Here is a 20,396-nt window from a genome sequence, read left to right on the forward strand (position 1 = left end):
GGGCGGTCGCGCCGCGGCCCCGCGGCGCGAGGCCCCACGCACTTCCGCGGGGCGGCGGGGCGGGGGGCGCGGGCCCGCCCGCCCCCCCCGGTTCTGCTTACGCCGTGTCGACCCCCCAATCACGCGAGTCGACCCTCCAAACACGCAAGCCGACCCTCCAGGCACGCGAACCGACCGACCAAGCACGCGAGCCGACTGCCTGGGTACGCGAGTCGCCCGCCCAGGTACGCGAACTGGTCCTCCGGACACGTGCCCGTCCGCCAAGCCGGGTCGCGAGCCCACCGCCCAGCCATCACCGCACCAACGCAACCGGGGTGACCCACCACCGCAGGTCACCCCGGCCACCATCACCCGCTCAGCACTCGGTGTCGATCCCCCACCCGGCGGCGGCCGCCAGCCCCTCGAGGTATCCCATCGCCCGCTCGGTCTTCGGATACCTCCGCACCAGGGTCCAGAACGCCGCGTCGTGCCCGGGCTCGCGCAGGTGCGCCAGCTCGTGCACCAGCACGTAGTCCAGAACCCAGGGTGGAACTTTCCGCAGCCGGTCGCTGACCCGGATGGTCGCGTCGACCGGCGTGCAGGACGCCCACCGCGTGCGCATCGGCGGCACCCAGCGGACGCTCGCCGGCACCGCGGTGCCGTTCAGGTACTTGCCCGACAGCAGCGCGCAGCGCGCCAGCAGGGCATCGTCCGACGTCTTCGGGGGCGCCGGCCGTCGTGGCTCCGAGCGCTGGAGCTTGCGCTCCATCTCGGCGACCCAATGTTTCTCCTCCGCCCTGGTCATCCGCGCGGGGATGAGCACGACGAGCGTGTCGTCCTTCCAGTACGCGGTGACCGTCCGGTGCCGGCGCTGGCTGCGCCGCACTTCGACCTTGTGTCCGGGTGTGTCCGACGGGGGGTTCGTGTCCCCCCGGCCTCTCAGTGAAGGCATCTGTGCTTCGACCACCCGACAACGGTAAGGCCCGGCACCGACAACTCCGAGCGCGTTGAGGTCACAGAGCCGAGTTGTCCACAGGCCCTTTCACTTGTGGACAACTCGGCCGATCCGGCGCCTTCACGGGCTTGACCGTCGCCGCCGGGTGCCATCCTGCGGACATGATCCTCTCCACCGCGGACATGCCTCCGGTGCTCCTGCCGGCCCATCCCGCCCTGCTCCCGGGCATCACGGTGCTCGACCGCGGCCCGCGCGAGATCCAGCTCGGGCTCGACCCGCGCCACGGCGTGATCGTCGAAGGCCTGCCACCCGAGCTCGTCGCGCGGCTGCGGAAACTCGACGGCAGCAAGCCCGTCGAGCGGCTCTTGCTCGCCGAGAGCGAACACCGCGATCAGCTGCGCACACTCCTCCGGCAGCTGACCGCGCTCGGCCTGATCACCGACGCGGAGCGCCCGGACGGCCCGGGCCTCCGTGGCGAATCCGGCCTCTGGTCGCTGCGGGCGCGCCACCACCAGAGCGCGCTGAGCGACCGGCGGCGCGCCACCGCGATCACCGTGCACGGCGACGGCCGGGTGGCGGTCGCGGTCGCCGTGCTGCTGGCCAACGCCGGGATCGGGCACGTCGAGCCGGAGCTGCCCGGCAAGGTGACCGAGCACGACCTGGGCACCGGCTTCACCGAAACCGACCTGGGCCGATCCCGGCGGCAGGCCCTCGGCGACCTGCTCCGCCGCGTCGACCCCGAAGTCCGCGTCACGCGCCTGCACGACCGGTACCCGGAGCTGGCGCTGCTCACCGACGCCGTCGTCCCGGCGCCGGAGATCGTCGCCGAGCTGATGGCGGACGGCGTCCCGCACATGGCCGTCCGCGTCCGTGACGGGACCGGCATCGTCGGGCCGCTGGTCGTCCCGGGCCGCAGTTCGTGCCTGCGCTGCGCGGACCTGCACCGGACCGACCTCGACCCGTGCTGGCCGCGCGTCGCCGGGCAGCTGACCGGCCGGCACCAGCGGCCCGACCTCGGCGCGGTCCACGCCTGCGCGTCGCTGGCCGTCGCGCAGGCCATGCGGCTGCTCTCCCCCTCCGGACCGGCGCCGCCGGCGTGGAACGCGACCCTCGAGATCGATGCCTTCGACGGCCGCATCCGCCACCGCGGCTGGCCTCCGCACCCGCGGTGCGGCTGCGGCGCCCCGGCGCTGCAACAGGAGACGTAGGCCACTAAGACGTCGCGAGCAGGCTGCGCGACGCCGAGGTCGCAAGGCAGAATCGCGAGGGTGACCGACTTCCGCGACCCAGGCGATCGTGACTCCGCGATGCCGCGCAAGGGTGCCGCCCGTACCGCCAAGCTCGCCAGTCTGCCGCTCGGGATCGCCGGCCGGGCGGTCGGCGGGTGGGGCAAGCGGCTGGCGGGGCAAAGCGCGGAGCAGGTCAGCGCGACGCTCTCGGCGAAGGCCGCCGAGCAGCTGTTCGAGGTGCTCGGCACGCTCAAGGGCGGGGCCATGAAGTTCGGCCAGGCGCTGAGCGTGTTCGAGGCGGCGGTGCCGGACGACATGGCGAAGCCGTACCGCGAGGCACTGACGAAACTGCAGGCCGCGGCGCCGCCGATGGCCTCCCGGCAGACTCACCGCGTACTCGCCGAGCAGCTGGGCCGCACCTGGAGCAGCCGGTTCGCCTCGTTCGACGACGAGCCGGCGGCGGCCGCGAGCATCGGCCAGGTCCACCGCGCGGTCTGGCACGACGGCCGCGAGGTCGCGGTGAAGGTGCAGTACCCGGGCGCCGACGAGGCGTTGCGCAGCGACCTGCGGCAGCTGCAGCGGTTCAGCCGGCTGTTCCAGGCGTTCGTGCCCGGTACGGAGGTCAAGCCGCTGCTGGCCGAGCTCGCCGAGCGGATGAACGAGGAGCTCGACTACCAGGCCGAAGCCCAGCACCAGCGCGCCTTCGCGAAGGCGTTCGAGGGCGATCCCGGCATCCTGGTGCCGCGCGTGGTGGCCAGCGCGCCGAAGGTCGTCGTGACGGAGTGGGTGACCGGCACACCGTTGTCGAAGGTCATCGCGGACGGCGACCGCGAGACCCGGAACCTGGCGGGCCGGCTGCTGGCGGAGTTCCACTACTCGTCCCCCGAGCGCGTCCACCTGCTGCACTCGGACCCGCACCCGGGCAACTTCATGATCACCGGCGACGACCGGCTGTGCGTCATCGACTTCGGCGGCGTGGCCCGGCTGCCCGACGGCATCCCCCGCCACCTGGGCGAGATGACGCGGCTGGCCCTCGACGGCGAGTCCGCCGGGCTGATGCGCCTGCTGCGCGAGAACCGGTTCATCCGCACCGACAGCGACCTGACCGCGGACGAGGTGCTGGCGTACCTGGCGCCGTTCACCGAGCCGCTGGCGGAGCCGATGTTCCACTTCACGCGCAGGTGGATGCAGAAGCAGGCCTGGCGGGTCGGCGACAGCCGCGGCAACGACTTCCGGGTCGGGCGATCGCTCAACCTGCCGCCCGAGTACCTGATGATCCACCGGGTGACGGCCGGGTCGACGGGCATCCTCTGCCAGCTCGACGCGGAGATCCCGGCACGCGGCATCGTGGAGCGTTGGCAGCCCGGTTTCGCCGCCTGAGTTGTCCACAGGCCGGTCCGCGAAGGGGCGGATTCCGGCGAGTTGTCCACAGCTGCGGTGAGCGGGGTTCCACCCGGTTGGCCGAGCCCTCATGCTCAGTTCATGACTGCTACTCAACGCACCGATCCGCTGTCCCTCAGTAATCCCGGCTCGTGCGAGGTGATGAACCTCGAACAGCTACGCAGGGCCGGGGTGTCCGACCGAAGAACCCGGCGGCTCTGCGGCCCCGGCGGGCCGTGGCGCCGCCTGCACCCCGGTGTCGTCCTGCTGCGCAACAACGCCCCGACGCGGCAGCAGCTGCTGCACGCCGCGATGGTGCGCTACGGCCCGCGGGTGGTGATCACGGGCGCCGACGCGCTGCGGGCCCACGGCGTGAAGTGCCCGGCGGACGACGACATCCGGGTGCTGGTGCCCGACCACTGCCGGGTGGCGGCGTGCGACGGCGTCAACGCGGCGCGCACGGCCCGGATGCCGGCGCCGGTGGTGGTCGACGGGCTGCCGTTCGCACGGCCGTCCCGGGCGGCACTCGACCTGGCGAGGTCGGAGCCCAACCCGGCACGGATCCGCCACCTGCTGACGCTCCCGCTCTACTGGGGCCTGTGCGATCGGCAGGAGCTGCTGACGGAGCTCGACGGCGGGCCCCAGCGCGGCACAGCGGCGGTCCGGAAGGTGCTCCGCGAGCTGGACGAGGGCCCGATCCAGGCCCACGGCCTGGCCGTGCAGGCCCTGGACACGGCGCGCCTCCCACCGCCGAACTGGGACGTGACGATCTGCGACCGCCGGGGCCGCCGCATCGGCGAGGCGGACGCGTGGTGGGACGAGATCGGCCTGGCCTGGCAGTACCGCTGCGGCCCCGGCACGGGCGGCTTCTCCCACCTGGCCCTGGCGGCGACGGGGATCGTCCTGGTCCGCTGCACGGTCCGCCAGCTACGCCAGGTCCCACGCGAGGTGGCGCGGGAGCTGGCCCATGCGTTCGGCGAGGCGTCCCGCACGCCGCGCCCGAAGGTCCGCGCGGTCCCGATGACCCCGATCGGCGACGCGGCATGACCGCGTTCGCCGAACCCGCACTGTTCCGCACAACCCATCCGGAAAGCACGAACCCGCGCACCCGCCACTCAGCCCACCCCGGCCGCGTCATTCCGCCCATCAGGCCGAGCCCCCTCGGCACGGAGCAGTCGCACACCCCTTCAGGAGCGCGGATCGATCACCAGTACTCGTCGGGCAGCTTGCCCTCGATGTCGCGCACGTGCTGCCGCGCGCAGTCCGGGCACAGCCACCGCAGCCCGCCCCGCTCGCGGCTGGACACCCAGGCGAGCGCCGTAGCAGGGTCCTCATCGGCGCCGCGGGTGCGCCCGCACCGCGTGCACGCGACCGGCTCCGGCGCGCTCACGGCAACCGTCCACAGTGGATCGCCTTGGCACCGAACAGGAACAGGTCGTCCCGGCGGGCGAGGAAGCCCGGGCCATCGGGATCGATCAGGGCGGCGACGGCGGCGCGATCATCGGCATCGAGCCGGTCCCCGGCCGACTCGGCAAGCCACCCGACGCGCTGCACGACGTACTCGCGCAGCAGGTCCGAACCCGGCATGGGGTGATCGATGAGCGCACCGAACGACTCGACGTCCTCGAGCCCGGCCTCGCGAAGGGCGCGCGGCCAGCCGTAAGGCAGGGCGACGCTACCCGGAAGCCCGGCCCGCATCCCGGCGAACCACTCGGCCCGCGCGGCGAGCAGCCGGTGCTCGAGCCCGGGCCGTCCCACCCCGACATCCCAAGGGAGGCACCGCATTTCGAGCCCACCCTCGCCGATGGCGAGCACCCCACGGGGCCGCAACAGCCGGGCAAGGGCGCACAAGGCGGCCTGCTGATCACCGACGTGGTGCACGACGCCCGAAGCCCACACGAGATCGGCAGCGGGCACCCGCTCGGCCAACCGCGGATCGGCGAGGTCCCCGTGCACACCGACGACCTCGACATCCCCACCGGCGGCCCCGGTCACGGCCCGCCGAGCCTCGGCGAGCAGTTCGGGCGTGGCATCGAGGAGCACGACGGTGCCCCCGTCCGCACGGGAGAGCTCACGCGCGAAGAGCACGCTCATACCACCGGCCCCACACCCGACGTCGAGGACGGTCGGCCGCGCAGGCAAGCGGCCGACCAGCCGCCGCGCAACGGGAGCGAGCGCACCGGCATCGAGCGAGTCGGCCATGCGCAGCTGAGCGAGCCGGTCCGCCCAGTCGATGTCGTCGTGGGTGTGTACGGACATCGCCCCATTCAACACCAGCGAACCCGACCGAACAGCACCTGAAGGAGGCCACCGACCCCAAACCCGCAGGTCCACCCCCGGCGACGCTCAGGAGCCGCGGCCGAGCAGAGCCGCCGACGCTGCCACCCCAGCGAGCAGCCTCCTTGCGACCTCGGCGCGGCAGCCACCCGCACACTGCCGCGGCCATGCACAACCCGGCTCTCTCGCCGGCGCGCGCCTACACGCCAGGCCTGCGTCGCGACCAGCGCCTGCCGAAGCGCGCCCAGCGCCGCGAGCAACCAAGCCCGTCGCCGAGCAACCTCGCCCCCGACGGTCCGAGCCTCGGCCAGCGCCCATCAACCAGGCCCGGCGGCGAGCAACCACGCCCCGACTGCCCGAAACCTCGGCCAGCGCCCACCAACCAGGGCCGGCCGCCGACTTTCCGGCGCGCGCTCACACGCCAGACCTGGGTCGCGGCCAGCGCTGCCCAAGCGCGCCCAGCGCCGCGAGCAACCAGGCTCGCCGCTGAGCGACCTCGCCACCGCGGCCCGGGCGACCCGGGCCCCGGCCGGCGCTCGCCAACCAGGCCCGGCGGCGAGCAACCACGCCCGCGCAAGCCCGCCGCCGGGCGCAGCACGATGGCCCCCGCCGCCCGGAAGGCGGCAGGGGCCTGCGCTCAGTTCTGGTCCAGCTCGTACCGCTCCGCTCGGCGGGTCGCCCATCGAGCTAGTCGCGTCCAGCGGCGTACGGCACGCGCGCTACCTCGGGCCCGCTGGGCGCGGACCCCCTCCTCCAGATCCCGTATTCGGGCCCTGGACAGTTCTTCGTAAAGCAACATCTCGCTGATCTCCTCGATCTCGGTCTTCGTCAACTGCAGTTGCGGACGGCACATCCGCGCTTCGTAGTCCTTCGCGGTAACCGGTTCGACGCTCATGCGGCGGCGCTCCGGTGATCGCCGCTGGCCTTGGCCGCGGCGGGCTCGACGGTGGCGTTCTTGCGCGGGCGGCCACGGGGCCGCTTGCGCGCGATCACGACGCCGCGCTCGAAGATCTCGCCGCCCCAGACGCCCCACGGCTCGCGACGAGCCAGTGCGCCCGCCAGGCAGGCCTCGCGCACCGGGCAGTCGGCGCACTGCGCCTTCGCGCGCTCGAGCTCGGCCGGGGACTCGGCGAACCACAGGTCCGCGTCGCCCGAACGGCAGGGCAGAGCCGCGTCCGGTACGGCGATGGGGTCGAGCAGGTCGGCGAATATTGCCTCACCCGAGGTGTAGGCGATGGCCGAAGACATGGCAGTTCCTCCTTGTGTCGTACGGGTTTTCGGTTGGGAGATGGAGCTGGGCAATGCTGGTCCTCATGGGTTGTGCAGCCAAAAACACGAAGGCCGCGGATCCGGGTTTTCCGGTTCCGCGGCCTTCGTGAGCCTCTAGTCCTGACTAGGTCAGGAACTTCGCTCCCGTATCGACAACGGAACACGGAACTGCTTGATGGTCGACAGATCAGCCTGCGGGTACGCGGCGAGCACGCCCTGCGTCCCGAAGACGACGTCACCGGTGGCCCAACGCCGCTCGACGCGACGCACGACCTGGGTCTGGTGGACACTCACGGGCATACCGGTGCCCGGGCGCTGAGCAGCCGCGGCTTCCGCGGCGCAGGACAGACGGGTGCCCGGATTCGTGAGCGTCATGGTGTTGATCATTTCACCGGCACCTCCTTCTGTACTCTGCACACACTGCCGCCGAGCGGCGCTGTCAGGTGGATCCCCAGCCGAGCCCTTCGGGCTCGGTACTGGCAGGTTATTGCCCCCCACCACACCGGGGCAACTTAATTAACAGGAAAATCCTCGAAGTTACGAAGATCGCCCCTGAGCAGCGGGTTCGCCGCGTCGATCATGGCCCGGACGCGGCCGACACCTCATCGCCGCGACACCGCCACACGAGTGACACGGGCGCCGCCGCACCGGTCCGGACCACATCGAAAGGCCAGCCGCCAGGCCCGGGCCGCACCGCCCCGGACGAGACCCAGACCGAGTCACCCCGAAGGCGGCCGAGCGGCCGGACCACGACGACGGCGGCGATCGCGCTCATCTCGGACGACGTGCCGCGCTGCTACTCCGCCGAAGCCCGGACGACGCCGAGGATCTCCGTGCCGAACCGCTCGAGCTTGGTCGCGCCGATCCCCGAGATCGACACCAGCGCCGCCTCGTCCACCGGGCGCTGCTCGGCGATGGCCATCAGCGTCGCGTCGGTGAACACCACGAACGCCGGCACCTTCAGCTCCCTGGCCCGGTCGCCGCGCCAGGACTTCAGGCGCTCCAGCAGCCCCTCGTCCACCGTCGACGGGCACCTCCCGCAGCGGCCCAGCTTGACCTCGAGGGTCTCCAGCAGCGGTCCGCCGCAGACGCGGCAGCGCGTCTTGATCGGCGCCGACGGCTTCTGCTGGGTGCGCGCCACGCGGGCGGCCGGGTGGTCCTCCGGGATCAGGCCGTACAGGAACCGGCTGCGTCGGCGGTTGCGACGCGCTCCCGGTGTGCGGGCCAGCGCCCACGACAGCCACAGGTGCTCGCGGGCCCGCGTCACGCCGACGTAGAACAGCCGCCGCTCCTCTTCGATCGCCGCTTCGTCGTCGCCGGCGTGCAGGATCGGCATCGTGCCCTCGGCGAGGCCGACGAGGAACACCGCGTCCCACTCCAGGCCCTTCGCCGCGTGCAGCGACGCCAGCGTCACGCCCTCGACCGTCGGCGGGTGCTGCGCCGCGGCGCGCTGGTCGAGCTCGGTGTTGAAGCGCGGCAGGTCCGCGTCCTCGACCGTCGAGGCCAGCTCCTCGGCCAGCTCGACGATCGCCAGGAGCGCGTCCCAGCGTTCCTTCGCGGCACCACCGGCGGGCGGCGACTCGGTGAGGCCGACGCGGGCGAGCACCGACCGCACCGTCGTGACCAGGTCGGAGCTGCCGTCGCCGCTCGCGGCCCGCAGCGCCGACATGGCCTGCCGGACCTCCGTCCGGTTGAAGAACCGCTCGCCGCCGCGGACCAGGTACGGGATGCCAGCCTCGGTCAGCGCCGACTCGTACGCCTCCGACTGCGCGTTCACCCGGTAGAGCACCGCGATCTCGCTCGCCGCGACGCCGCCGTCCAGCAGCTCGCGCACCCGCCGGGCGACGGCCTCGGCCTCGACCGCCTCGTCGTCGAACTCGGCGAAGCGCGGCTCCGGGCCCGGCGCGCGCTGGCCGATCAGCTTCAGCCGCGAACCCGCCGGCCGCCCGCGCGCCGCGCCGATGACCCGGTTCGCCAGCGAGACGACCTCGGGCGTCGACCGGTAGTCGCGCTCGAGCCGGACGACGGTCGCGTCCGGGTAGCGCCGCGTGAACTCCAGCAGCGACTTCGGCGACGCGCCGCCGAAGGAGTAGATGGTCTGGTTGGCGTCGCCGACGACGGTCAGGTCGTCGCGGCCGCCGAGCCACGCGTCGAGCAGGCGCTGCTGCAGCGGCGTGACGTCCTGGTATTCGTCGACGACGAAGCAGCGGTAGCGGTCACGGAACTCCTCGGCGACGACGCCGTGTTCCTCGAGCACCGCCGTCGTGTGCAGCAGGAGGTCGTCGAAGTCGAGCACCTGCGCGGCGTTCTTCAGTTCTTCGTACGTGCGGTAGACCTGGGCGATCTGCGCGGCCGGCGCCGGGATGTCGCGCTGGATGCGCGCGGTGACGGCCGGGTAGTCGTCCGGGCTGATCAGCGACGCCTTCGCCCACTCGATCTCGCTCGCCAGGTCGCGCAGGACCTCGGTCTCGGTCCCGAGCTTGGCCCGGGTCGCGGCCTGCCCGACGTAGCGGAACTTGTTCTCCAGCAGGTCCCACGGCCGGTCACCGACCACGCGCGGCCAGAAGTAGCGCAGCTGACGGCGGGCGGCGGCGTGGAACGTCAGGGCCTGCGCGGCTTCGACACCGAGGCCGCGCAGCCGCGTCCGCATCTCCCCCGCGGCCCGCGTCGTGAACGTGACGGCGAGCACCTGACCAGCGGAAACGTGCCCGGATCGGATGAGGTGGGCGATCCGGTGGGTGATCGTGCGGGTCTTGCCCGTGCCGGCCCCGGCGAGCACGCAGACCGGCCCCCTCGGGGCACTGGCGGCGGCGCGCTGCTCGGGGTCGAGACCATCGAGCAAACGGTTCAGGCTCTTGGGTGAAAGTACGCCGGTCACGTCCGGCATCCTCGCAGAGGGGGACGGGGAATCGGGGCAGGGGCACGCGGCCGTATCCTGGTCATATGGCGGGACAGCAGGACAAGGAAGCGGCCAAGCAGGCCAAGAAGGAGAAGCGCGCGGCGAGCAAGGCCCGCCGTGGCCAGCTCTTCGAGGCCTTCAAGATGCAGCGCAAGGAAGACCCGTGGCTCATCCCGTGGATGGTCGGGTCGATCGTCGTGGTCGCCGGCATCCTGTTCGGGGTCGGGTTCTTCTTCGACGCGCAGTGGGTGCTGCTGCCCTTGGGCCTGGTGCTCGGCGCCCTGGTCGCCATGATCATCTTCGGCCGGCGCGTCCAGAAGACGGTCTACTCGAAGGCCGACGGCCAGCCCGGTGCCGCGGCGTGGGCGCTGGAGAACCTCCGCGGCAAGTGGAAGGTGACGCCGACCGTCGCGGCGACGACGCAGCTCGACGCCGTGCACCGCGTGCTGGGCGGCCCGGGCGTGGTGCTCGTCGCCGAGGGCGCGCAGCACCGCGTCAAGACGCTCCTCGCGCAGGAGAAGAAGCGTGTCTCCCGCCTGGTCGGCGAGACGCCGATCTACGACGTGACGATCGGCCACGAAGAGGGCCAGATCCCGCTGAAGAAGCTCCAGGGCTTCCTGATGAAGCTGCCGCGCAACCTCAAGCCGGCCCAGGTCGACGCACTGGAGGCGAAGCTGGCGGCACTCGGCAACCGCGGCGCGGCGATGCCGAAGGGCCCGATGCCGGCCGGCGCGAAGATGCGCAACGTGCAGCGCACGATCCGCCGTCGCTGACCGCACTCACGACGAAGGCCCCGTCCACACCGGACGGGGCCTTTCTCGTGGGTGCGGGTCAGCGCATCCGGATGACGACGGTGCCGGTCAGCCGGTCGAGCCAGCTGCGGCCGTCGGCGTTGCGGACCGCCGCCGGGATGATCACGAACGTCAGCACCGCCCGGACCAGCGCACGCGGCGGGCCGACCAGCGCGGCGCCGTCGAGCCGGGCGACCCGGACGCCGGCGACGGCCATCCCGGGCGTGAACCCGAAGAAGCCGGCGGACACGACGGAGATGATCGCCCACACGCCGCCGGACCAGAGGTTGAAGTTCTGCATCGCGACCGGGTCCTGCAGGCTGGGGTGCAGGAAGATGGCCGTGACCAGGGCCGCGATGACGAGGTCGACGACCAGCCCCAGCAGCCGCGCGCCCCCGCTCGCCGCCGAGCCCACGCCGGATTCGGGCAAACCGAGCTTCTCGCCCGGCCAGCGCGACTCGTGCTGATCAGCGTCCTGCCGGCCCTCGCCGGTGCCGGGCAGCCATTCACCGGTCCATCTCGCCACCCATCCAGGGTATGCCGGTGGCGAGGAGTACGTTTCACCTGGTCCGATACCCGGTATCCACCCATCCGTTAACACCGGCGAAACATACGGGTGACGGTCGGGCAACACCGCGCTTTTAGCGTGAGCCGAAGAGAGCACTGCCGTACGAGCTCGAACGAGAAGGAGTCACCGAGGGTGCCCACTACTCCAGACGATATCCAGCGCCTCATCGCGGACGAGAACGTCGAGGTCGTCGACGTCAGGTTCTGCGACCTGCCCGGCGTGATGCAGCACTTCACGGTCCCCGCGAAGGCGTTCGACACCGACGCCATCGGCGAAGGACTCGCGTTCGACGGCTCCTCGGTGCGCGGTTTCCAGTCGATCCACGAGTCCGACATGCTGCTGCTGCCGGACCTGGACACGGCGTCGATCGACCCGTTCCGCAAGGCGAAGACGCTGTCGATCAACTTCTTCGTGCACGACCCCTTCACGCGTGAGGCCTACAGCCGCGACCCGCGCAACATCGCGCGCAAGGCCGAGCAGTACATCGCCGAGTACGGCGTCGCCGACAGCGTGTACTTCGGCCCCGAAGCCGAGTTCTACATCTTCGACTCGGTCCGCTTCGACTCCGCCGAGCACGCCTCGTTCCACGAGATCGACTCCGTCGAGGGCTGGTGGAACACCGGCGCCGACGAGGTCGGTGGCAACCAGGGTTACAAGACGAAGTTCAAGGGCGGCTACTTCCCGGTCCCGCCGGTCGACCACTTCGCCGACCTGCGCGACGACATCGTCCGCAACCTGACGAACTCCGGTTTCGAGATCGAGCGCGCGCACCACGAGGTGGGCACCGCGGGCCAGACCGAGATCAACTACAAGTTCAACACGCTGCTGCACGCGGCCGACGACTTGATGATGTTCAAGTACATCGTCAAGAACACGGTGTTCGCGGCGGGCAAGACGGCGACCTTCATGCCGAAGCCCCTGGCGGGCGACAACGGCTCGGGCATGCACTGCCACCAGTCGCTGTGGAAGGACGGCACGCCGCTGTTCCACGACGAGTCCGGCTACGCGGGCCTGTCCGACACGGCGCGCCACTACATCGGCGGCCTGCTCAAGCACGCCCCGAGCCTGCTCGCCTTCACGAACCCGACGGTGAACTCCTACCACCGCCTGGTCCCGGGCTTCGAGGCGCCGGTCTCGCTGGTCTACTCGCAGCGCAACCGCTCCGCCTGCGTCCGCATCCCGATCACGGGCAACAACCCGAAGGCGAAGCGCGCCGAGTTCCGCTGCCCGGACTCCTCGGGCAACCCGTACCTGGCGTTCGCGGCGATGATGATGGCCGGCCTCGACGGCATCAAGAACAAGATCGAGCCGCCGGACCCCATCGACAAGGACCTCTACGAGCTTCCGCCGGAGGAGGCCAAGAACGTCCAGACGGTCCCGGGCGACCTGGGCACGGTCCTCGACACGCTGGAAGCCGACCACGACTACCTGCTCGAGGGCGGCGTGTTCACGCCGGACGTGATCGAGACGTGGATCTCGTACAAGCGCGAGAACGAGATCGACCCGCTGCGGCTGCGCCCGCACCCGTACGAGTTCGCCCTGTACTACGACGTGTGATCGGCGCGGGGCTTTGACCAGGGGTTTCACTGGTCCGAGTCCCCGCCAGGCCGTCACCGGGCCGTGAAGGTCAGCAGGTGACAGCCCACCAGACACGGGACGGCGGTCGAGGGGAAAGCCCCGACCGCCGTCCCGTTCTTTATGTGCTCGTCGCCTCACGCCTCTCGACCAGCAAAAAGCCCTCGCCGCCGGCGTTTCTCATTCCGAGGTCGACAGCAGCTTCAAGTCCGCGCCCGCGGCTTCGAACCTGCCGCGCGGGTCCGCCACCAGCTTGCGGATCTCCAGGTCCATCAACCCCAGCGTGCAGGTGATCTCCGCGGCCAGGGTTCCGTCGGCCTTGTAGATGTTCGAATCCATCGAGAACGTCTTGCCGCTGCCGAACTTGACGTCGCACGTCACGTCGACCTCGTCGCCCGCGCGCAGCTCGCGGCGGAACACCACGTGTGTCTCCAGCAGCACCGAAGCCACGCCCGGGAGTCCCTTGAGCACGCCCGCTTTCTCGAGCAGCTCCAGTCTCGAAACCTCACCGTACGAGTGGTAGACGGCGTGGTTGAGGTGGCCCAGGGTGTCCAGCTCGTAGTGCCGGACCTTGATCCTGGTCCGGAACGGCTCGCGTTCAGTCACGAGCCCCACTGTAAGCGACCCGGTCAGTGCACCTGGACCGTGGAGTTGAACGCGCGGTCGCCGCTCCAGACGTTGCAGACCGCGGTGCTCGTCTTCCCCACCCGGACCCATGGGCCGTAGCGGTCGTAGTCCACGGACAGCCGTGCATCACACCGGGTGTACGCCCGGTACTCCCCCGTGCCGTTGGTGCAGACCGCGGCCGCGCTCTTCCGCTCGGGGTGGGTCACGCTGCAGTCGTACGCGTCGGCGGAGGCAGTACCCGTGCCGAGTGCGAACAAGGACGCGCCGAAGAGCGCGGAAATGCCGAGCAGGCCAAGCCGTTTCATCAGTTTCTCCCCTGGTCACGCGGTGCCGGACGGCGCCGCGTGACCGAGTATGAGTTGATCTTGCGGCCTTCGGACAGGGTCACCAGCGGCCATTGACCGGTGCCGGACAGGTCAGGCCTCGTAGAACAGGTGCTCCACCACGGTGTGCGCCCGCCGGGTGATGCGGCGGTACGTGTCCAGGAACTCGCCCGGGTCGTCGGCCGCCGACTGGCCCAGTACCCGGGCCACCGCCGCCAGGTCGCGGCCCGATCCCGGGACCTCGTCGACCGCCTTGCCGCGCACCAGCATCCCCGCGTTGCGCACCCTCGTGGCCAGCAGCCACGCCTCACGCAACGAGTCCGCTTCGGACTGCGCGGCCAGCCCCGCCTCCGGCAAGCGGGCCAGCGCGTCCAGCGTCGACGTCGTCCGCAGCCCCGGCACCGTGCAAGCATGCTGGAGCTGCAGGAGCTGGACCGTCCACTCGACGTCGGCGAGGCCGCCGCGGCCGAGTTTCGTGTGGCGGGTCGGGTCGGCGCCGCGGGGCATCCGCTCGGTCTCCACGCGTGCCTTGATGCGACGGATCTCGCGCGCTTTCGTCGCGTCCAGGCCGCCTTCGGGGTAGCGGATCGGGTCGATCATCGCGATGAAGCGCTCGCCGAGGTCGTCGTCGCCCGCGATGAACCGGGCGCGCAGCAGCGCTTGCGCCTCCCACACCTCGCCCCAGCGCGCGTAGTACGTGCGGTACGACTCCAGCGTCCGCACTAGCGGCCCGCTCCGCCCCTCCGGCCGCAGGTCGGCGTCGACCACCAGCGCCGGGTCCGAGCTCGGCGCGCCCAGCATCTTCCGGACGGTCTCCGCGACCGACGAAGCGAACTTCACCGCGTCGGCGTCCGAAACCCCTTCGGACGGCTCGCACACGAAGAGGACGTCGGCGTCGGAGCCGTAGCCGAGTTCGGCGCCGCCGAGCCGGCCCATCCCGATCACGGCGATGCGCGCCGGCGTGCGACCCAGCTCCGCCTGCCGCTGCCGGAACGCCGCCGCCAGCGCGCCCTGCAACACCGCCACCCACACGCTGGACAGCGCCTCGCACACCGCCTGCACGTCGAGCAAACCGAGCAGGTCCGCGCACGCCACGCGCAATATCTCGTGCCGCCGCAGCGAACGCGCGGCCGCGACGGCGGCGTTCAACCCGGGCTGACGCCGGACGGCGGCCCGCAGCGACGTCGCCACCTCGGCGGGCGTCCGGCCCAGCAGCCGGGCCGGGTCGCCGAGCAGCCGCAGCACCTCCGGCGCGCGCACGAGCAGGTCCGGCACCAGCCGGGACGTGCCGAGCAGCGCCGCCAGGTTCTCCACGACCGTGCCCTCGTCGCGCAGGACCCGCAGGTACCACGGGGTGTCTTCGAGCGCCTCGGACACCTTCCGGTACGACAGCAGCCCGCCGTCGGGGTCGGGCGTGTCGGCCAGGAGGTCGAGCAGCACCGGCAGCAGCGCCTGCTGGATCGCGGCGCGCCGCGAGACGCCGGAGGTGAGGGCCTTGATGTGCTGGAGCGCGCCGTCGGGAGCGGTGTAGCCGAGCGCGGCCAGCCGGCTCGCGGCCTGTTTGGTGGTCAGGCGCAGCGCCTCGGTCGGCACGTTCGCGACGGACTGCAGCAGCGGCCGGTAGAAGATCTTTTCGTGCAGGCGCCGGATGCCCTTGCCGTGCTTGCGGAACTCGGCCAGCAGCGCGTCGCCCTGGCTCTTGCCGCCGCTCGCCTTGATCCCGCTGGCCCGCGCCAGGATCCGCAGCTCGGCGGTGTCCGACGTCGCGGGGAACAGGTGCGTCCGGCGCAGCCGCCGCAGCTGCAAGCGGTGCTCGATCATCCGCAGGAACTCGTAGGACGCGCCCAGCTCGGCGGCGTCCTGACGGCCGACGTAGCCGCCTTCGCCGAGCGCGGCGAGTGCGTCCATCGTGGACGGCGAGCGCAGGTCGGCGTCGACGCGGCCGTGCACGAGCTGCAGCAGCTGCACGGCGAACTCGACGTCCCGCAGCCCGCCGCGGCCCAGCTTGAGCTCGCGTTCGGCGTGCTCGGACGGCACGTGCCCCTCGACGCGACGGCGCATCTGCTGCACCTCGCCGACGAAGTTGTCGCGGTCGGCCGCGGACCACACCAGCGGCGCGACCATCTCGGCGTACTGCCGGCCGAGCTCGGCGTCCCCCGCCACCGGGCGCGCCTTGAGCAGCGCCTGGAACTCCCAGGTCTTGGCCCACTTCTGGTAGTAGCCCTGGTGACTTTCCAGCGTGCGGACGAGCGCGCCGGCCTTGCCTTCGGGGCGCAGCGCGGCGTCGACCTCGAAGCACGCCTTCCCGACGACCCGCATCGTCGTGCTGGCCAGCCGCGTCGCGACGCCGAGGTCGTCGGCGCCGACGAAGATGACGTCGACGTCGCTGACGTAGTTGAGTTCCCGGCCGCCGCACTTGCCCATCGCGATGATCGCCAGGTTGCCCTCGGCGGGCGCGCCGACCTCGGCTTCGGCGACGACGAGCCCGGCGGCGAGCGCGGCCTCGGCCAGCTCGGTCAGCTGGGCCGCGACCTCGGCGTAGCGCGGGTGCTCCAGCCCGGCTTCGACGAGGTGGCCCAAGTCGGCGGCGGCGATGCCGAGCAGCTGGCCGCGGTAGGCGATTTTGAGCGCGTGCTCGGCTTCGAGGCCGGTGATGGTCGAACCGTCTTCGCGCACGAGCGACGCACGCAGGTTTTCGCGGTAGCACGCGGAGTCCGTGCACTTGTCGCCGACGAGCGACTGCCACTGCTGCGGGTTCGCGGCCAGGAAGTCGGCGAGCGCGCTCGACGTCCCGAGCACGCTCAGGAAGCGGCCGCGGAACGTGCGGTTGGCGCGCAGCTGTTCTTCGAGCCGGGCCCACTCATCGTCGTCGGCCTCGCGGATCCAGTCGATCCCGCGCAGCGCGAGATCGGGGTCCGCGGTCCGGGACAGCGCCGCGAGGATGTCGGCGGCGGCCGCGACCGGGCCCGCGTCGTCCCACCAGCCGGCCGCGCGCAACTGACCCTCGGCACGGGCATCGGTGAAGCCGTACCTCGCCGCCGAAGCGGTCGATCGCGCGCGGTCTGCCATCACGGACCACCGTATCCCGGGCGCCCGGGTTCAGGCGGCCAGCCGGCCCGGTTCCGTCCCGGCGGGCGTCGGCTCGGGGACCTGGAAGCTGTGCGCGGTGACGGGGTGGCGGCGGGAAAGCAGCCAGATCCCGGCCCCCACGCCGATTCCGACGACACCGACGGCGATGGTGCCCGCGGTGCCGAGCGAGGCGATCTTGCCGGACACGGCACCGACGATCGCGGCGGCGGGCAGCGTGAACAGCCACGCGATGACCATCCGGCCCGCCATCCGCCAGCGCACCGGCGCCTCCCGGCGGCCGACGCCGGAGCCGACGATCCCGCCGGAGCACACGTGCGTCGTCGACAGCGGGAAGCCGAGCCGCGACGAGATGAGGATGACCAGCGCCGAGCTCGTCTGGGCGGCGAAGCCCTGCGGGCCTTCGATGTCCGTGAGGCCCTTGCCGAGGGTGTGGGTGATGCGCCAGCCGCCGAGGTAGGTGCCGAGCGCGAGGGCGCAGGCGGCGCTGATGATCACCCAGACGGGTGGCGACGCGCCCGCGGGCAGGCTGCCGGCGGTGACGAGGGTGAGCGTGATGACGCCCATCGTCTTCTGCGCGTCGTTGGTGCCGTGGGCGAGGGAGACGAGCGACGCCGAGACGACCTGGCCGACCTTGAACCCGCGCGTGGCCGGGCGGCCGCGGACAAGGAAGCGGTAGACGAAGTACGTCGCGAGCATCGCGACGACACCGGCGATCACCGGGCTCGCCGCGGCCGGGATCAGCACCTTCTCGACGATCTTTCCGAAGTGGACCGAGTCGGTGCCCGCTGAAACCCAGGTGGCGCCGATCAGGCCGCCGAACAGGGCGTGCGACGAGCTCGACGGCAGGCCGACGAACCACGTCACGAGGTTCCAGACGATTGCGCCGATCAGCCCGCCGAACACGATCGACGGGCCGATCTTCGTGTCGTCCACCAGACCGCTGGAGATCGTCTTCGCGACCTCCACCGACAGGAACGCGCCGACGAGGTTCAGGACCGCCGAGATCGCGACGGCCACGCGGGGCCGGAGCGCCCCGGTCGCGATCGACGTCGCCATCGAGTTCGCGGTGTCGTGGAACCCGTTCGTGAAATCGAAAACCAAGGCCGTGACGACGACGAGCACGACCAGCAACGAGGGCTCCACCCCGACCTCCGAACCCTTGTGGGGACTCCTTCCGCAAGGTACCTGACGGGTGACGCCTGGCGTTAACAGGCTGTTGCTGATTGTGATCTCAGGCGTTAAGCCAGCGGTAACGTGCGTTGACTGTCGGCGGCGAACTCGAGCTCACCGGCGGCCAACCGGACGAACCGCTGCGCGAACGGACGCCAGGTTTCCTCGATGTCGGCGTGCACGGTGATCAGCGCGTCGTGGTCGAGTGAGCCCGGACGGGCGAATTCCGCCATCTCGGGCTCGTCGGCGGCCCAGCTCTCGACGACGGCGGGCGTCGTCTCGATGTGGAACTGGACACCGTAGACACAACGGTTGAACCGGAAGGCCTGGTTTTGGTACAGCGGCGCGGAAGCGAGCAGTTCCGCGCCGGGCGGGAGCCGGGTGATCGCGTCGTTGTGGAACTGCAGGACGTCCTGCATGAGCGGCAGCTCGGCGAAGAGCGGGTCGGTCCACGCGGCGTCTTTCTTGGCGACGAGGTGCGGACCGACCTCGGGTCCGTCCGGCCCGACCTCGACGCGGCCGCCGGTCGCGACGGCCAGCAGCTGGGCGCCGAGGCAGATGCCCAGGGTCGGGATCCGCTTCACCGCCGATTTCGCCAGCAGGCGCCGGACGTCGGCGAGCCACGGGTGTTTCGCGTCGTCCTCTGCGGCCATGCCGCCGCCGAGGCAGACGACACCCCGGTAGCCGTCGGGATCGGCGGGCAGGTCGTCCTTCGGCGGCAGCCGGACGTCGAGCTCCGCGCCGGCGTCGGTGAGCCAGTCGCCGAGGGGGCCGAGCGGGTCCGAGGCGTCCGGCTGGATGATGAGCAGTCGTGTCACGCTTTTCAGGGTAGGTGCCTCAGCAGGCGCAGCGGATCCCGGCTGTTTGCCCGGCGCCCTCGACGGGGTAGCCGGCGGCGATCCAGGCGGTGATGCCACCGGAGAGCCGTTTCACCTTGAACCCGAGTTCGGCGAGCTTGAGGGCGCCCTTCGTGGCGGCGTTGCAGTTGATGCTCTCGCAGTAGCAGACGTAGACGAGCTGGTTGTCGAGGTGAGCGGTGCTCTCGGGCGTCATGTCCCGGTAGGGGAGGTTGATGGCGCCGGGGATGCGAGCTTGGGCGTAGGCCTCTTCGGCTCGCGTCTCGACGATCACGTAGCCGTCGGTTTGGCCGGCTTCGAGGTCCCGGACGAGATCGTCGGGATCGACCTCGAAGGCGAGTTCGGCGCCGAAGTAGTTCATCGCGGCTTCGGGAGCCGGCGCGGGGACGGTGAGCGTGCGTGCGGTCGTCATGCCTTGAATCCTGCTGGTCACGGACGTCCGGACACAGGGCAGAATCGGGGTGGAAGCCCTTGCCTGCCGGGGATTTCCCGGTTCTGGCCCTGCGCACCTTGGAGAATCACGGTGGACCTCGACGACGTCGACTGGCACTTGCTGGAGCTCCTCCAGGCGGACGGCCGACTCAGCTTTTCGGAGCTGGGCAGGCGGGTGTCGCTGTCGGGCTCGGCGGTGACGGAGCGAGTGCGCCGTCTCGAGGAGCGCGGAGTGATCACGGGCTACGCGGCTCGCGTCGATACGACGAAGCTGGGGCTGCCGATCGAAGCGATGGTGCGGGCCCGGGTGCGGAGCCTGGACACGCCCCGGTTCCGGACGGCGGTGTTGCCGCTGCCGCAGGTCGTTTCGGCGGACCACGTGACTGGTGACGAGTGCTGGATCCTGCGTGTGCTGTGCCGGAGCACCGCGGAGCTGGAGGAGCTCGTCGAGAAGGTGCAGCGGTACGGGGAGACGACGACGTCGCTGGTGTTGTCGAGCCCGCTGCGGGGCCGGCCGGTGCCTCGGCTTTAGCCGGTTCGAGGCTTCGCGGGTGATTGGGGAGGCATCGCGCGTGATTGCGGGGGCATCACGCGTGATTGGCGGGGCATCACGTCGCCGGCCGGGCCGGCGGTGAGGAGATCTGGGCCGTCATTCGCGTGATCCGGGACGTGACTCGCGTGATTGAAGGCGGAACTCGCGTGATTGGCCGGTCGACTCACGTGATTGAGGAGCCGACTCGCGTGATTGGAGGGTCGACACGCGTACCCAGGTGGCTGGCTCGCGTACCTGGAGGGTCGACTCGCGTACCCAGACCGTCGGGTCGCGTGCCTGGAGGGTCGAGCAGAGTGGATGCGGGCATAAGAAAAGGGCCTGGGCCGGGAGACTCAAGTCTCAACCGGGCCCAGGCCCTTCCCCAACGTAAGTTCGGCGGTGTCCTACTCTCCCACAACCCTTCGGTTGCAGTACCATCGGCG

General features: G+C 71.3%; 20 protein-coding genes. 6 read left to right on the forward strand and 14 right to left on the reverse strand.

The genetic code is table 11. From position 1 onward, the window contains the following. Nucleotides 1-355: 355 nt before the first annotated feature. Nucleotides 356-865 (reverse strand): M48 metallopeptidase family protein, encoded by a 510-nt coding sequence (locus QQ657_RS55305; protein WP_284750526.1) that lies wholly within the window; start codon nucleotides 863-865, stop codon nucleotides 356-358. 230 nt (nucleotides 866-1,095) lie between these two features. Between QQ657_RS55305 and QQ657_RS55310 the strand changes: the two genes are divergently transcribed. The 3 genes from QQ657_RS55310 (at nucleotide 1,096) to QQ657_RS55320 (ending at nucleotide 4,590) form a co-directional block, all read left to right on the forward strand. Continuing rightward, a complete protein-coding gene (locus QQ657_RS55310) occupies nucleotides 1,096-2,142 on the forward strand; it encodes a hypothetical protein (protein WP_284750527.1) in 1,047 nt (348 codons plus the stop codon). A gap of 60 nt (nucleotides 2,143-2,202) precedes the next feature. Continuing rightward, complete coding sequence (locus QQ657_RS55315) at nucleotides 2,203-3,543, forward strand: ABC1 kinase family protein (RefSeq protein ID WP_284750528.1); 1,341 nt, start codon at nucleotides 2,203-2,205, stop codon at nucleotides 3,541-3,543. Between the two features lie 162 nt (nucleotides 3,544-3,705). Further along, complete coding sequence (locus QQ657_RS55320; RefSeq protein WP_284750544.1) at nucleotides 3,706-4,590, forward strand: hypothetical protein; 885 nt, start codon at nucleotides 3,706-3,708, stop codon at nucleotides 4,588-4,590. 157 nt (nucleotides 4,591-4,747) lie between these two features. Here QQ657_RS55320 and QQ657_RS55325 read toward each other — a convergent pair whose 3' ends face one another. The 6 genes from QQ657_RS55325 to QQ657_RS55350 all read right to left on the reverse strand — a co-directional run bounded on the left by QQ657_RS55325 (nucleotide 4,748) and on the right by QQ657_RS55350 (nucleotide 9,976). Beyond that, complete coding sequence (locus QQ657_RS55325) at nucleotides 4,748-4,933, reverse strand: hypothetical protein (RefSeq protein ID WP_284750529.1); 186 nt, start codon at nucleotides 4,931-4,933, stop codon at nucleotides 4,748-4,750. Further along, on the reverse strand, nucleotides 4,930-5,802 hold the full coding sequence (locus QQ657_RS55330) for a class I SAM-dependent methyltransferase (RefSeq protein ID WP_284750530.1): 873 nt from the start codon (nucleotides 5,800-5,802) through the stop codon (nucleotides 4,930-4,932). Before QQ657_RS55330 ends, QQ657_RS55325 begins: the two co-directional genes overlap by 4 nt. A 655-nt stretch (nucleotides 5,803-6,457) precedes the next feature. Continuing rightward, nucleotides 6,458-6,715 (reverse strand): hypothetical protein, encoded by a 258-nt coding sequence (locus QQ657_RS55335; protein WP_284750531.1) that lies wholly within the window; start codon nucleotides 6,713-6,715, stop codon nucleotides 6,458-6,460. Further along, the gene (locus tag QQ657_RS55340) at nucleotides 6,712-7,068 is read right to left on the reverse strand and encodes a WhiB family transcriptional regulator (protein WP_284750532.1); all 357 of its coding nucleotides are present in this window, start codon (nucleotides 7,066-7,068) and stop codon (nucleotides 6,712-6,714) included. The genes QQ657_RS55335 and QQ657_RS55340 overlap by 4 nt, the downstream gene beginning before the upstream one ends. Nucleotides 7,069-7,218: 150 nt before the next feature. Next, nucleotides 7,219-7,476, reverse strand: coding sequence for a hypothetical protein (locus QQ657_RS55345; RefSeq protein ID WP_284750533.1), 258 nt, complete (start codon nucleotides 7,474-7,476; stop codon nucleotides 7,219-7,221). A 409-nt stretch (nucleotides 7,477-7,885) separates the two neighbouring features. Continuing rightward, nucleotides 7,886-9,976: an ATP-dependent DNA helicase UvrD2 gene (locus QQ657_RS55350; RefSeq protein ID WP_284750534.1), complete on the reverse strand. Its 2,091-nt coding sequence runs from the start codon at nucleotides 9,974-9,976 to the stop codon at nucleotides 7,886-7,888. Nucleotides 9,977-10,032: 56 nt separating this feature from the next. Here QQ657_RS55350 and QQ657_RS55355 point away from each other — a divergent pair, with 56 nt between their 5' ends. Next, nucleotides 10,033-10,761, forward strand: coding sequence for a DUF4191 domain-containing protein (locus QQ657_RS55355; RefSeq protein ID WP_284750535.1), 729 nt, complete (start codon nucleotides 10,033-10,035; stop codon nucleotides 10,759-10,761). A 58-nt stretch (nucleotides 10,762-10,819) separates the two neighbouring features. Here the strand turns inward: QQ657_RS55355 and QQ657_RS55360 are convergent, their stop codons facing one another. Continuing rightward, complete coding sequence (locus QQ657_RS55360) at nucleotides 10,820-11,209, reverse strand: RDD family protein (RefSeq protein ID WP_284750545.1); 390 nt, start codon at nucleotides 11,207-11,209, stop codon at nucleotides 10,820-10,822. A gap of 270 nt (nucleotides 11,210-11,479) precedes the next feature. On the opposite strand from QQ657_RS55360, the gene glnA reads away from it, so the two are divergent. Then, entirely contained in the window at nucleotides 11,480-12,904 is a 1,425-nt protein-coding gene (gene glnA, locus QQ657_RS55365; RefSeq protein WP_284750536.1) for a type I glutamate--ammonia ligase, read from the forward strand. Nucleotides 12,905-13,102: 198 nt separating this feature from the next. On the opposite strand, the gene QQ657_RS55370 is transcribed toward glnA, so the two are convergent. The 6 genes from QQ657_RS55370 to QQ657_RS55395 all read right to left on the reverse strand — a co-directional run bounded on the left by QQ657_RS55370 (nucleotide 13,103) and on the right by QQ657_RS55395 (nucleotide 19,401). After that, on the reverse strand, nucleotides 13,103-13,528 hold the full coding sequence (locus tag QQ657_RS55370; RefSeq protein WP_284750537.1) for an acyl-CoA thioesterase: 426 nt from the start codon (nucleotides 13,526-13,528) through the stop codon (nucleotides 13,103-13,105). 23 nt (nucleotides 13,529-13,551) lie between these two features. Continuing rightward, a complete protein-coding gene (locus QQ657_RS55375; protein WP_284750538.1) occupies nucleotides 13,552-13,854 on the reverse strand; it encodes a hypothetical protein in 303 nt (100 codons plus the stop codon). 111 nt (nucleotides 13,855-13,965) lie between these two features. Beyond that, nucleotides 13,966-16,941 (reverse strand): bifunctional [glutamine synthetase] adenylyltransferase/[glutamine synthetase]-adenylyl-L-tyrosine phosphorylase, encoded by a 2,976-nt coding sequence (locus QQ657_RS55380; protein WP_284750539.1) that lies wholly within the window; start codon nucleotides 16,939-16,941, stop codon nucleotides 13,966-13,968. A gap of 30 nt (nucleotides 16,942-16,971) precedes the next feature. Then, entirely contained in the window at nucleotides 16,972-18,105 is a 1,134-nt protein-coding gene (locus QQ657_RS55385) for an inorganic phosphate transporter (protein ID WP_284750540.1), read from the reverse strand. A gap of 95 nt (nucleotides 18,106-18,200) precedes the next feature. Next, nucleotides 18,201-18,950 (reverse strand): type 1 glutamine amidotransferase, encoded by a 750-nt coding sequence (locus tag QQ657_RS55390; RefSeq protein WP_284750541.1) that lies wholly within the window; start codon nucleotides 18,948-18,950, stop codon nucleotides 18,201-18,203. Nucleotides 18,951-18,969: 19 nt separating this feature from the next. Beyond that, nucleotides 18,970-19,401, reverse strand: a complete 432-nt coding sequence (locus tag QQ657_RS55395) for a rhodanese-like domain-containing protein (RefSeq protein WP_284750542.1) — start codon at nucleotides 19,399-19,401, stop codon at nucleotides 18,970-18,972. A 111-nt stretch (nucleotides 19,402-19,512) separates the two neighbouring features. Here QQ657_RS55395 and QQ657_RS55400 point away from each other — a divergent pair, with 111 nt between their 5' ends. Further along, nucleotides 19,513-19,953: an Lrp/AsnC family transcriptional regulator gene (locus QQ657_RS55400; RefSeq protein ID WP_284750543.1), complete on the forward strand. Its 441-nt coding sequence runs from the start codon at nucleotides 19,513-19,515 to the stop codon at nucleotides 19,951-19,953. The last annotated feature ends 443 nt before the right edge of the window (nucleotides 19,954-20,396 follow it).

This window comes from Amycolatopsis ponsaeliensis (genome assembly GCF_030182635.1).
Taxonomy (GTDB): Bacteria; Actinomycetota; Actinomycetes; order Mycobacteriales; family Pseudonocardiaceae; genus Amycolatopsis; species Amycolatopsis ponsaeliensis.

Coding starts and splice junctions, on each gene's coding strand:
- QQ657_RS55340 (WP_284750532.1), bottom strand. CDS start 7,068: ATGTCTTCGGCCATCGCCTACACCTCGGGTGAGGCAATATTCGCCGAC.
- QQ657_RS55335 (WP_284750531.1), bottom strand. CDS start 6,715: ATGAGCGTCGAACCGGTTACCGCGAAGGACTACGAAGCGCGGATGTGC.
- QQ657_RS55320 (WP_284750544.1), top strand. CDS start 3,706: ATGAACCTCGAACAGCTACGCAGGGCCGGGGTGTCCGACCGAAGAACC.
- QQ657_RS55395 (WP_284750542.1), bottom strand. CDS start 19,401: ATGACGACCGCACGCACGCTCACCGTCCCCGCGCCGGCTCCCGAAGCC.
- QQ657_RS55350 (WP_284750534.1), bottom strand. CDS start 9,976: ATGCCGGACGTGACCGGCGTACTTTCACCCAAGAGCCTGAACCGTTTG.
- QQ657_RS55330 (WP_284750530.1), bottom strand. CDS start 5,802: ATGTCCGTACACACCCACGACGACATCGACTGGGCGGACCGGCTCGCT.
- QQ657_RS55375 (WP_284750538.1), bottom strand. CDS start 13,854: ATGAAACGGCTTGGCCTGCTCGGCATTTCCGCGCTCTTCGGCGCGTCC.
- QQ657_RS55355 (WP_284750535.1), top strand. CDS start 10,033: ATGGCGGGACAGCAGGACAAGGAAGCGGCCAAGCAGGCCAAGAAGGAG.
- QQ657_RS55380 (WP_284750539.1), bottom strand. CDS start 16,941: ATGGCAGACCGCGCGCGATCGACCGCTTCGGCGGCGAGGTACGGCTTC.
- QQ657_RS55310 (WP_284750527.1), top strand. CDS start 1,096: ATGATCCTCTCCACCGCGGACATGCCTCCGGTGCTCCTGCCGGCCCAT.
- QQ657_RS55345 (WP_284750533.1), bottom strand. CDS start 7,476: ATGATCAACACCATGACGCTCACGAATCCGGGCACCCGTCTGTCCTGC.